This window comes from Haliea atlantica (assembly GCF_054779855.1).
In genome coordinates, this window is sequence record NZ_BAAGXL010000019.1 from 313000 (window position 1) to 325812 (window position 12813).

Here is a 12813-nt window from a genome sequence, read left to right on the forward strand (position 1 = left end):
CAGGTATGCCATGGAGCCCAGGACAACTCGTTCGTCATATCGATGACCCAGCCAAGATCGGTACGGTTACCGATCAGACCCGTGCACGTGCTTCCGGGTCTCAGTATCGTGTGAACTGGAATGGTCGACTGGACTGGCACTATGAGGAGGAGTTGGTCGAGGCCGATGCTGGCAGCGATGATCCCCTGGATCTTATCCGTGAGGGACGTTACGGGCGAGTAGATGATCTGCGCCAACTACTGACGCATATTCATCTGGCAGGGCGGCTATCGAACGTCGTCTATGCCATGGGGCTGACCCAGACCGATTTTTACCCACATCAATACAAGCCATTGCTGACCTTGCTGGATTCACCAGTCAACGGGCTGTTGATCGCGGATGAAGTGGGCCTGGGCAAAACGATCGAGGCGGGATTGATCTGGACCGAGCTACGCGCCCGCTATGACATGCGGAGATTGCTGGTGGTATGCCCTGCCATGCTCAGGGAGAAGTGGCGGTTCGAGCTTTCGTCGCGATTTGGTCTGGATGCTCGTGTCGTGGATGCGGAAACTTTACGGCAGGAACTGGATTCGTCTGAGCATGGCGAGCGGGCATGGATCGTCAGTTACCAGGGCATCCGGGCTCCGAGTGATTGGGATGCGTCAGAGAGTGGCGAATCCAAACGGTCGGTTCGTGCCCGTCTGGCGGACCTGCTCTACCACCACGCCGATCAGGAACCTCTGTTGGACTTGGTGATCTTTGATGAGGCGCATTACATGCGCAACCAAGAAACAGGGGCATGGCGGACCGGTAGCTTGCTGAGGGATGTCAGTACACATCAGTTGATGCTTTCTGCTACGCCGATCAATCTAGGCTCGGATGACCTTTTCAATATATTGCGATTGCTCGACCCGGATCACTTCGAGTATCCGGAGGATTTCCGAAACGTCGTATTGGCCAATCGCCCGGTGATCGCTGCAAGTGATGTCGTGCGTGATCCGACGAGCGATGCTGGGCAAATCATGGCAGCAATACGAGAAATCGAGGTGTCACGATGGTTTGAGCGATCTGAACGCGTTGATCGTTTGATCGAGGAGGCTGAGTCGATCAGGGATTGGACGAACGAAAGCCGCATCGATATCGCGGCAAAACTCGAACGCCTCAACTTGCTAGCGCATATCGTCAGCCGCACGCGCAAACGAGAGGTACAGTCCGACAGGGTGTTGCGTGACCCGACCGTGTTCGAGGCCGAAATGTCGCCTGTGGAGCGGGAGCTTTATCAGGCAATCACCGAGGGAACGCGGGAGTATGCACTGGCCAATGGCATCGAGCATGGCTTCTTGCTCTCTACGCCACAGCGCATGGTCGCATCGAGTCCTGCAGCCTTGTTGAGAACCTGGCGCGATGACGGGCTCGATGCTGATGCCGTGGCGGCGGCGATGGATGAGAGTGACGAGGACGAAGAGAAGTTGATCGAAGGAACGTCAGGCCTCAAGCGCTGGCTGGCGAGCAGAACGCTGTCCCAATTCGAGTTTTCTGATATGAGCAGAAACGACTCGAAGTTTTCCGAATTCTCTGAGGCATTCAAGCGATTCATGCTTGAGGACAGGGAAGCCAAGGCGATCGTCTTCACTACTTTTCGAGGAACTGCGCGTTATCTCGTGGAACGACTTTCTGCTGAGAACGTGGAGGCAGGATTGTTGATGGGAGGTGCGGATTTCGACAAGGAGGCTGTTGTTTCGGCTTTTCGAGAAGATCGGAACTGCCGTGTATTGGTTTGTACGGACGTGGCTGCAGAGGGCGTGGATTTGCAATTCTGTCGTCTCGTCGTCAACTACGATCTGCCATGGAACCCAATGCGCATAGAGCAACGAATCGGGCGTATCGATCGTATTGGCCAGCAGTCCAAGCGTATCTTGGTGTGGAACTTCGTTCACAAGGACACGATCGATGCACTTATTCTTGGCAGATTGGCCAAGCGCATCGGAGTGTTCGAAAGTGCCCTGGGGGAAACTGAGGAAATCCTTGGTCAGGTCAGAAAGCTTGAGGATGTTTTATTGTCGAAACATTTGACCATAGATGAAGAAGCACGTCTGATCGAGGAAGTCGCACTAGCCATCGAAAATGCCAAAAGAAAACAGGAGGACCTGGAGCGAGAAGCGATTCAACTGGTGGCGCATGGCCAGCAGTTACTGGCACAGATCGAAGCTGCGCGAGGTGATGGAAAGGTCGTCACGCGTCATGACTTGATTCACTATGTCGATGGGTGTCTGAGGCGTATTCCCGGCTGTAGGATCGTCGCGGCGCATGGGGATGCCGATACATTCGACATAGGCCTGAGCCCTGGGTTTGCCGCAGAGCTGGATGAGTTCATCAGGCGGGAGAACTTGGTTGGGAAAACTGGTCTTGCTTCCGGGCAGACTAGACGCTGTCGTTTCACTGACAGAATTACCGACAAGCCCAAGCCTGGTGAAGAGATAGTCCATCGCTTCCATCCGATCATTCGCTTTCTGTCGCGCAAGGTAGATGGACGCGATGATCACTTCCCACTCTACTCGGCCAGAGTCTCCAATGAGGGCATTGCATCGGGCCGGTATGCATTGACGACTCGATTGGCAAGCTTTTCGGGGGTAAAGGAGGAAGAGCACCTTCTGGTTGCCGCCGTGTCGCTCGATGGTAAAACCGTTCTCGATGATCAAGCAGCGGAAATGTTGCTCGACTCGGTCAGGAAGTCGGGTAGGGACTGGCCGACGGTCGCTGTCGATGTGCCTCAGGAGATTGGGTCGGCTGCGGCAGAGCGAAGCGAGGAAATCCTCAGGGATAGGTACAAGTCGATCAAGGATGAAAAATGGCGAGAAAACCGTGACCGTACCGACGTGCTTTTGCAGCTATTGGATGACCACATTCATAAGAAACGAGAGGGATTCGAGAATCGGATTGCCAGCCATGAATCCTATGCGTCCCTGTATGGTAGTAGTCCGGATGGCAAGCGACGCAAGGGGTTGGCGAATGCTGAGCGCAAGAAAATGAGTGATTTTCTTGCGCGGATGGATACCCGCCGAGCGATGCTGACTCGTAAGAGCCAGGGATTTTCGGCTGAAACGCGTGATATCTGCACTTTGCTCGTGGATGTGGTGAGTATGGGAGGGTGCTCATGAAGAGTTGGAAAGAGCAACTGCGGGGTATCAAAACCGCATTGCGTGGGTCAGGAGGAAACAAAAAAGGTGGGGACAAGCCGTCTGCTGTTGAATTCGAACCACCCGAGTCTTGGTCGACGGGCAACCGGGCGATACCGAAGGGGGGTGGTGGCCCACGGAAGGACACCGATTCTGACCGCATCACTCCACCAAAGGCGAATGACCGGAAAATAGGTAGAAAACATCGAAGCGACCCGACTTCCCGAAATTCTGATCAGCGCGCCACCGTCTCAGGCACTGTCGGGTCATCAGACGACAAGCCGTCGCTCCGATCAGACAGGACGGCACCGCCGATCTTCAAGCCCCTTGTCAACGGGGGATCATCATTGGTCATGCCGGAGTGGAGTGCGGCTGGCAGGTCATTGCAGCATCCAGAGCATCGAGGAGAAAGATCGCCTCCCATGACCGTCAGAGTCGGGGTCGATTTTGGGACCGCTTTTACGAAAGTGGCAATTCGAGCAGGTGCCGACCTCGTTCCCGTTGAATGGTCGGAAGTGACGGGTGACGACTCTGAAACGGGCCGTTATATCGTGCCCGGATTCGTCGTTCGTTCTCCGGATGGTGAATACTGCTGGCAGCGAATAAAAGGGAGTGATATCCAAGGGAATCTCAAACTCTCGGTCATCGAGAAGGCAGAATCGGATGAGTGCCCTATCTCTACAGTGGCATATCTGGCGCTGGTCATTCGGTACGCAAGAGCCTTCTTGTACCGGAACACGGAGGTTGGGCGAAAACTCGCGGGGCGCTCGTTACGCTGGGAATTGAATATTGGTTGTCCCACGGAACCGCATGAGAAACCTGAAGTCGTTGATATGTTTCGCCGCATTGCCCGGACGGCCTGGAGATTGGCGACGCGGATAAACTTGCAGGAATCTGATATCAAGGCCGCGTGGGTGGCCGATGAAAGCGATACCGGGCTGGAGACAGAGCCAGGCGTCGTGCCAGAGTTCGTTGCTCATATCGCTGGTTATCTGGCTTCTCCACAGGTTAAAGAAGGACTACATGCGCTGATCGACATCGGTGCGGCCACACTCGACGTCGCTACGTTCAACGTCGTCCTGCAGAATGAACAGACATCTCCCCCACGTATTCCAATCTTTTTTTCTGCGGTGCGTCCACTTGGAACTCACTATCTGCACTACAACCGTCATTCCAAACTTGATCTTGAGCTCTCATGGAATGATGCGGCACCTGTTGAATCTGCCGGAGAGTTTGGGGAACGGAACGGTAAAGCTTCGGAAGATGTCATTGCTGTCGATGGAGAGTTCGCAGAACAAATCGAGCGCTGCATAACCGGTGTCATCGATGGTACTCGTATCAACAGTCGGGGAGATCCGCGCAGTCGTGCTTGGAGAGAGGGTTTGCCGATATTTGTCACCGGTGGCGGATCAAGTTGTGACCTCTATCGTCAGGCAATGGTCGCAGTGGAAGCGGAGCTGAAGTTACGAGTAGAGAAGCGATCGGGGTCGTCGAGACATTTCCGATTCATTGAATTGAGTCCGACTTTTGGAAGTGCACGGCGTATCGATACCGGTGGCAGGCTGACCGTGGCGCTTGGGTTGACAGAAGATGCCGAGAACATCGCTCGCGTCGTCCCCCATCGCGACATTGGACCCATTACCTACGGTACGAAGGCATCTGTCGATCACTCGGACCTGTATGGAGACTGATAATGAATAATGATTCAAACACAGGTACGACCAGCCAGCCCAACGCATGGGTTGCCATGGACCACGGCCTTGCTATCGATTGCAGGGTAGCCTCTTACACGCTCGTCTTGAAGGGCGACCGATCCTTGTACCAGGCCATTGGCGAAAATGATTGGGTCGTCATACTGAGTACTTCTGGCGAGATTTCACGTATAGGCCGTGTATCGGGTGTACGGTCCAGCCTCGTTGAGACCAGGCTCTATTTTGACCATGTACTGCTGCTGGATGAGCCCGTCTCACCGGGGGAGATGCCGCTTTCTCCGCCTTCATCGGGAAGTATCGGTCGTATCCAATGGACCGATTTCGTGGAGTCTCTTCCCAAGGCCACGGGAAAGACGATCGCCGACATTCCTCTGATCGAAGATCAATCGTATATCCGGGAGCTACTGCAATTGGCGGTCATGGATGACTTGCTCGGTCCTGCTGGTGGCCCCCATGAGCGTATCGTCGACATGAGTGTTCGGGATCGCTATCTGGTCGGCAAACTGGCCCCCCGGGATGCGGAACGAGGCGGACTCGAAGGGCTTGAAGGAGCCATGGCCGATGAGGCACCTGAAGAACCCATCGACCCCAAGGCACCAGGGCAACACGAGCCTGGTGCAGAGTTTGGGAGGTCGACCGGGCGTGTCGAGCCTGAGGCGGATGCGAGTGACGAGATCGACGCCTCCAGTAATCAATCCCTGGTTCCTAGTAGCCTGGGTATGACCTTCTGTGTCAATGGTGAGGCTGATCGCATCGAGGTAGAAGCTCGCTGGGGGCGTTATGAACGTTTGCCCAATGATGAACATGACCTGGTCAAACCGAATGGGCAGAAAGTCAAAGTCTGGCAACGTATTCCTTGTGGCGGCAAGTTGACCCTTCCCCTGGTCGACGGCCCCATCTCTCATCGTGCTCCGGATAGCGAGCATCCCGAGGTCAGGATTCAGGGCTCGGTGCGCCCGAAGAATGCCAATGGGGATCGCCTGGTGACCTTGTTCTTGGTAAATGCCCAAGAGGAACCGGATACCAACCGTGACGTGGCATGGGTATTCCAGCCGGAACTGGTCGTTCGCTCGGCTGAGGGGGCTGTGGATCATGCCATTTTCCGGCGTCGTCCCGTGCTGGATGCCGATGGCATGGACCCTGAGCGTGAAGCTCTGGAAATGATCTATCGTAACCGGGTCGAATTCGCCGTCGGACATGGCGTCGCTGTCCATGCGGTGACGGCGGAGGACGTTACGCTGGCGACGGAGATCGCTACCACCGTCATGCCCGAGTATGAGGTGCAGGTCACGGAGACGCCTGGGCTGGATGAGTCCGATCGTCCCGCCATGCGCGAAATGGTGGCTAGTGGCCTGCTGGACATGCAGCGTCTCGCCACTCTCGACGTAGGTTCATTGGTCGATGCATTGAGCGTATTGACCAATGACTATGCGGAGTGGATCGAGGAACAACGCTCCCGAATCCGTAAAGATGTGACTGGCTATGATGACCAGGCACTACAGGCATTGGTTCGATGCCAGGAGATTCAGGCTCGCCTTCGAGACGGTATAGATGCGTTGAAGCGGGATGAAAATGCATTGGCCGCATTCAGGTTTGCCAACCAAGCGATGGCCATTCAACGTATCAGGAGCCAGTATGCCCTGGAGACTCGACGGGGCCTAAATGTCTCTGTCGATCAGTTCGATGTACCAAAGAACAGGAGTTGGCGCCCGTTTCAGTTGGCGTTTCTATTACTCTCAATACCTTCGTTGGCCGACCCCACACACCCTGATAGGGTGCGGCCTGTCGAGGCCTACGCCGATTTACTGTGGTTCCCTACGGGCGGCGGTAAGACGGAGGCCTACCTGGGCGTTGCCGCTTTCACCATGGCCATTCGCCGGTTGCAAGGTGATCTCGGAGGTTACGATAGCTCCCGTGGCCTTGCCGTGATCATGCGTTACACCCTTCGCCTTCTGACATTACAACAGTTTCAGCGTGCCACCGCGTTGATATGCGCTATGGAAAAGCTTCGGCGGGATGCTCATATACGAGGTGATGAATCGCTCGGAGAGGAGCCTTTCACCATCGGGCTATGGGTGGGTAACAAGGTGACACCGGGGACAACCGAAGAAAGTCACTATGCCGTCCAAGACATGCGGGATACGAACAAGAACAAGGCCGGCCGGACTTCCCCGCTTCAACTCACCAGTTGCCCCTGGTGTGGTTCCAAGATCGATCCTGGAAAAGATGTGATGGTGGATCGAGGGCGTGGCCGCACCGTGGTTTACTGCGGCGATAAGAAAAGTAGTTGCACATTCTCTCGTGGTCGGTCGAGCAATCAACCGTACCCCGGCATCCCAGTTCTGACTGTCGACGAAGAGATCTATCATCGCCCTCCGACCATGATGATCGCCACCGTGGACAAATTCGCCATGATGGCATGGCGCGGTCAGGTACGGACCCTATTCGGTCGTGTAGGACAGGAATGTGAGCGGCACGGCCTACTGTGGCAAGGGGCCGAGTGCAATGGCACTCATCAGGCAGGTAAAGGGCTTCCAGCAACTAAGACCAAACCCGTTTCCCCGATACGCCCGCCGGATTTGATCATCCAGGACGAATTCCATTTGATCAGTGGGCCACTCGGCACCATGGTCGGCCTGTACGAATCGGCAGTGGACGAACTGTGTGGTTGGAAGCTGGACGGAAAGAATATCAAGCCGAAGATCGTCGCATCGACCGCCACGGTGCGTAAGGCCAAGGAGCAGGTCAACAACGTCTTCATGCGTCAGGTCTCGGTGTTCCCTCCACACGGATTGGACGTCGAAGACAACTATTTCTCGATACAGCGTTCCATCGAAGACAAGCCAGGCCGCCGGTATCTGGGTGTCTGTTCTCCGGGTAGCTCCCGTCCGGCCATGTTGATCCGTGTCTACACTGCCTTCCTCACCGCAGCGCAGGCGCTGTTCGATCGCTTCGGGGAACCAGCCGACCCTTACATGACCATGGTGGGGTACTTCAATTCGCTGCGTGAACTAGGGGGAATGAAGCGGTTGGCCGAAGACGACGTGCAGACGCGTTCCTATCGAGTCCAGATGAGCATGGTCGACCGTCCCGCGCTGGCACAGCGTGGCGTGAACAATATCCGGGAGTTGACTTCTCGTGTATCCAGCCAGGATATCCCGAAGTATCTCGACAACCTGGAGGTCAGGTTCAAGGCTGAATTCGACCCGGCATCCGGTAAGTTCGTGACGAAATGGCAAGATGGGGAAGACCGGGCCATTGATGTGGTGCTCGCCACCAACATGCTTTCGGTGGGCGTGGACGTCAACCGTCTGGGGTTGATGGCGGTGAATGGCCAGCCGAAGGGGACTGCTGAATACATTCAGGCGACCAGCCGGGTTGGGCGTTCCTTCCCGGGGCTGGTATGTACGGTGCTCACCTGGGCCAGGCCGCGCGATCTGTCTCACTATGAGACGTTCGAGCACTACCACGCCACCTTCTACAAGCATGTCGAAGCACAATCGGTGACGCCATTCTCCCCCCGTGCCATGGATAGGGGGCTCACGGGCTCTCTATTGAGCCTGATGCGTTTGGAGAATGATGAATTCAGCCCAAATGAGGGGGCCGGGAAGCTTGAAAAGTCGGATCAGTCGGAAATCACCGAAGCCATGGACGTGCTCGTAAAGCGAGCGTGGAATGTGAGTGAGTCCACTGGAACGAAGGACCTGGCGGAACAGGAGCTGAAGGAGCGAGCCGACGAGTGGGCCAAAGAAGTCAGCAAGGGTGGCCGTATTCTTGCCTATGAAAAGCGAGGCCCAGATAAAGACAGGACTGCGCCATTGATCAAATCACCCGGTGTCCAAGCCTGGGACAACTGGACAGTGCCCATGTCGATGCGGGAGGTCGAACCTGGTGTTCGCTTGATCATGAATGTCTCCCGTCTGTCAGACGAGAACCCATGGAAGCCTCGTAGTACGGATGGCGGTGAGGATCAGTGATGATGAATGATAAGACTCCCGTAGGGGAAGTGAGACCCAGCCAGTTGCTCTGGACCTATGGCCCCGGCTCGCTGATTGATTTGCCGAATCTCTCCGTGGTGACACTTGGTACGGATCGGTGGGAAAAGGATCGTTGTCAGCCGATTCAGGAGGCTCGCTTGCTGGCTGCCGTCAGGAAAGAACTGGGGGCACAGGTCGAAAGCTTGAGGATGCCTCCCTTCCAGAAGAGCGAACTCGTCGACCCATGGTCGTCGGAAGCCAACATTGGTGTTCCGGTACGACCGTTCCCGCGATGGCTGCGTTGTGTGAAATGCGGCCTGCTCTCTCCCTTTGACGCAGGCTTATTCGAAATCAAAGAGAATCGCTATAGACCGGAACGTACCCGTTTCGTCCACAAGGGGTGTCGAGGATCGAAGGGTGATCTCCCGGCCAAGGATGCGGACGCCGTACCGGCTCGTTTCCTGTTGGCATGCCGCGATGGGCATCTGGATGATTTTCCGTGGCATTACTTCGTGCATGGAGGAAATAGCACTTGTAAGGGTACCTTACGCTTCTTCGAAAGTGGCGCATCACTTCAGACCGAAAACCTGTGGGTGAAATGCGATGAGTGCGGGGCATCGCGCAGCATGGCGCATGCATTCGGGAAGGCAGGACAAGAGAATTTGCCGGCCTGTAGAGGACGCCACCCACACCTGGATCACTTTGGGGATGGGTGCGATGAAGAGCCCCGCGCGGTTCTGCTAGGTGCTACGAACAGTTGGTTCCCGATCACCTTGTCTGCACTCGCCATTCCACAGACAAAAGACCCTCTCGGGCAATTGGTGCAGGATGGCTGGGAGTTCTTCGAGGACCTGGAGTCGGAGGCAGAGGTGGCCGTTACGGTCAAGACTCTCAAGAAGACAGGTGCCTTACCCGGGATAGACAAATATCCGGCTTCTGCCATCTGGGCTGCCATCGAATCCCATCGTGCCGGTGGTGGTGATGAGATAGTGACCGAGGCTGATATCAAGGCACCGGAGTGGGACGTCCTGACGGAAAAAGACCCTCCCACCGATTATCCGCATTTCATGAGTAAGAAAGTGGCGGCGCCTTCGTCGTTTGTCGATCAAATCGGCAGAGTATTGCTCTTGGAGCGTTTGAGGGAGGTCAATGCACTGCTGGGATTCACTCGTGTGGAGGCACCAGAAGAGTCAGGTGAACCTGGAGAACGTCCCCAGAGAGCCAGTCTGACCCGAGGTAACCCGGACTGGGTGCCCGCCAGCGAGGTACACGGGGAAGGTATCTTCATCCAGTTCGATGAACAGGCAATCGAAACATGGGAAAGCCTGGATGCGGTCAAGGAAGTGGACGGTATGCTTCGAGGTGGCCATAAGGGGTGGCGGAATTCGCGGCGTTTGGACCCGGACGAAGGCTACCCCGGCATCAGATATGCCATGCTCCATACCCTTTCGCATCTCCTGATCCGGGAGTTGGCGCTGGAATGTGGGTATAACGCTGCAAGCATACGCGAGCGTATCTATGCCGATACCTCTGGTGATAGCCCTCAAGCAGGTATCCTCATCTACACGGCAGCGGCAGATTCGGATGGCACGCTCGGCGGGCTCGTCGACCTTGGCAGACCAGAAAACCTGGGAAGGTTGCTGGAACAGGCGCTGAATCGGTCCAAGGTTTGCTCATCAGACCCTCTCTGTTCGGAGCATGACCCCCGGCAAGATCGATCTCTCCATGCAGCGGCCTGCCATGCGTGCAGCCTGGTCGCAGAGACCTCCTGTGAAAAGGGAAACCGATACTTGGACCGCTCGCTGCTGATACAGACTCTGGAACGCGCGGACGCTGCTTTCTTCAAGGGAGTCGTGTGACGTGGAGGCCATTATCGATGCAGTAGCGACATTGGTCAGACAGGTCTCTCCTGAAAAGGTCCGAGCCATCGCGGCTCGGATTCGCGACGTAGGGCCTGATAAGGCCCCCATGGTCTTGGCGGGAGTGGTGGGTACCCCTGCTGGTTCCAGTAGCCTCACACAGCTTTTGGAAGCATGGGCAAGCACCGATGTCACTTCCAATGAGCTTGCCTCGATGTTGCTGACTGCCAGTCATGTCCACGCCAAGAATACCGCTGCACAATCCACCGAGCTCGTCTGGACGGGGCCAACCACACCTTACGTTTCGGCGCGCCGTACGGAACAGGCCTTGCTACAAGTCATCAACTCCGCGAAGCACACCTTGTTCGTCACCAGTTTCGTGGCTTATGAGGTCTCGTCGATCGTAAAAGGGTTGAATGCAGCCAACGACAGAGGTGTTGAAATTTCCATGTTGTTGGAGTTGTCAGAGGAACATGGAGGCAGCATAAGTTTCGACGCCATAAGTCAGATGAAAGCCTTGGTTCCTGCTGCCAAGCTCTATGCCTGGCGCGACAAAGGCGAGTCCTTCACCAATGGACGAGTGCATGCGAAAGTCGCCGTCGCCGATGATCACACCTGCTTCATCACCAGTGCCAACCTGACGGGCTTCGCCATGGAGCGCAATATGGAGGCGGGCTTGCTTCATACCGGAGGGCATATTCCGCGGCTGCTTGGCGAGCATTTGCGTGCGCTGGTCGATACGAGAATAGTATCGCCTGTGTAAAGCGCAAGTTGGATTCTTTCAAACTTTCATTAACAGTCGTTCTGGCTCCGATGTGTTTCGACCAAAAATACTGCCAAAGTAGATGCGGCTCCAACAGCAAGTTTTGCATGCCGAGGAGTCAGCCCTTTCGTTTGTCCGGCTTTTCCATGACCGGTTCCATATTTGTTCCTAAGCTCTGCCACTCCATTTGCAACGGTTGCTAAATTGCTGAGGAGTTTTCTAATTGATTCAACCGCTTTGGCCTCATCAGGAATGTCACTAGTGTCCCTTAACAAAAGTTCGTCGAATATATTGTAGCATAGGGTCGCGGATTCAACTTGCTAGCGCAACAGGTGGGTTGATCCCGAAAAATACCTGATTCGGTGTTTTCAAGCCAAGGCATTTACGGGGACGATTGTTGAGTTTATCCATCACCATTTGTAAGTCGTCCTCTGAGATTGACGCAAATTCGCTGCCCTTAGGGAAGTACTGCCGGATGAGGCCGTTCGTGTTTTCATTGAGACCGCGTTCCCAAGAGGCATAGGGATGGGCGAAATAAAAGGCCGCTCGGAGTGCCTCGGCAATGCACTCGTGATTGGCGAATTCTTTACCATTGTCAGAAGTGATTGTATGAACACGGTTAGACAAGGGGCCAAGCAGGTAGATGACGGCGTCTTCGACGCTATCGGCGGCCCTGTTGGCCACTTTGGCAATCAGGGTCAATCGCGATTTGCGCTCTGTCAGGGAGACAAGTGCCTGGCGATGATTTTTGCCGATAATAGTATCGAGCTCCCAGTCGCCGATGCGAGAGCGTCGCTCAACGATGGCGGGACGCTCGTCAATGGAGACACGGTTTGAGAGCTGCCCGCGCCGCTCATAAGCCCCATAGCGCTTTTTGCGGGCCTTCTGGCAACGCAGATGCCGGTACAGATCGCCGCCTTGGCGTTTATCGGCCAGAACATACTGGTATATCCATTCATGACTGATAGTCAGGCGCCGTTCCTTAGCCAACCAGAGGCTGATTTGCTCGGGGCTCCAGTCCTCGCGCAAGAGCCGTTTGACCAAGGCCCAGTGCTCAGATTGAAGGCGAGGTCTAACTTTCTCTGCACGGCGATTCATCGCCAGCTGATCCGCTTGCTTGGGGCGATAGCCACGCAAACCGCGGTTTCGGCGCAGTTCGCGGCTGATCGTCGATTTATGGCAACCCAGAATCATGGCAATCTCAGACTGGTTGTGGCCGGCTTTCAAAAGCGCGTGAATTTGGTATCGTTGCTCTCGGGCGAGCTGTGTGTAGTGTCTCATGAGTGCTTCTCATTCTTGCCGGAACGAAAAGCACCGATGCTACCGCAGCTCGCCTCTCGTTCCGAC

7 protein-coding genes are annotated in these 12813 nt (G+C 55.6%); 5 read left to right on the forward strand and 2 right to left on the reverse strand.

Going from position 1 to position 12813, the window contains the following annotated elements; translation table 11 throughout:
• The first annotated feature begins 5 nt into the window (after nucleotides 1-5).
• From drmD to drmC, 5 genes are all read left to right on the forward strand, one after another.
• Entirely contained in the window at nucleotides 6-3137 is a 3132-nt protein-coding gene (gene drmD, locus ACYVGS_RS13220; RefSeq protein WP_233916873.1) for a DISARM system SNF2-like helicase DrmD, read from the forward strand.
• A 440-nt stretch (nucleotides 3138-3577) separates the two neighbouring features.
• Entirely contained in the window at nucleotides 3578-4846 is a 1269-nt protein-coding gene (locus ACYVGS_RS13225; RefSeq protein WP_233916874.1) for a hypothetical protein, read from the forward strand.
• Nucleotides 4847-4848: 2 nt separating this feature from the next.
• A complete protein-coding gene (drmA, locus tag ACYVGS_RS13230) occupies nucleotides 4849-8844 on the forward strand; it encodes a DISARM system helicase DrmA (RefSeq protein WP_233916875.1) in 3996 nt (1331 codons plus the stop codon).
• Nucleotides 8844-10703, forward strand: a complete 1860-nt coding sequence (gene drmB / locus ACYVGS_RS13235; protein WP_233916876.1) for a DUF1998 domain-containing protein — start codon at nucleotides 8844-8846, stop codon at nucleotides 10701-10703. Before drmA ends, drmB begins: the two co-directional genes overlap by 1 nt.
• A 1-nt stretch (nucleotide 10704) precedes the next feature.
• Complete coding sequence (gene drmC / locus ACYVGS_RS13240; protein WP_233916877.1) at nucleotides 10705-11466, forward strand: DISARM system phospholipase D-like protein DrmC; 762 nt, start codon at nucleotides 10705-10707, stop codon at nucleotides 11464-11466.
• A gap of 29 nt (nucleotides 11467-11495) precedes the next feature.
• Here the strand turns inward: drmC and ACYVGS_RS13245 are convergent, their stop codons facing one another.
• Both ACYVGS_RS13245 and ACYVGS_RS13250 read right to left on the reverse strand, forming a co-directional pair.
• The gene (locus ACYVGS_RS13245) at nucleotides 11496-11741 is read right to left on the reverse strand and encodes an abortive infection family protein (protein WP_420908537.1); all 246 of its coding nucleotides are present in this window, start codon (nucleotides 11739-11741) and stop codon (nucleotides 11496-11498) included.
• Between the two features lie 37 nt (nucleotides 11742-11778).
• On the reverse strand, nucleotides 11779-12747 hold the full coding sequence (locus ACYVGS_RS13250) for an IS30 family transposase (RefSeq protein ID WP_233916878.1): 969 nt from the start codon (nucleotides 12745-12747) through the stop codon (nucleotides 11779-11781).
• Nucleotides 12748-12813: the final 66 nt, after the last annotated feature.

What these genes read in the sequence shown, in the direction of transcription:
- drmD (WP_233916873.1), top strand. Translation starts at nt 6, where the DNA reads ATGCCATGGAGCCCAGGACAACTCGTTCGTCATATCGATGACCCAGCC.
- ACYVGS_RS13225 (WP_233916874.1), top strand. Translation starts at nt 3,578, where the DNA reads ATGACCGTCAGAGTCGGGGTCGATTTTGGGACCGCTTTTACGAAAGTG.
- drmA (WP_233916875.1), top strand. Translation starts at nt 4,849, where the DNA reads ATGAATAATGATTCAAACACAGGTACGACCAGCCAGCCCAACGCATGG.
- drmB (WP_233916876.1), top strand. Translation starts at nt 8,844, where the DNA reads ATGATGAATGATAAGACTCCCGTAGGGGAAGTGAGACCCAGCCAGTTG.
- ACYVGS_RS13250 (WP_233916878.1), bottom strand. Translation starts at nt 12,747, where the DNA reads ATGAGACACTACACACAGCTCGCCCGAGAGCAACGATACCAAATTCAC.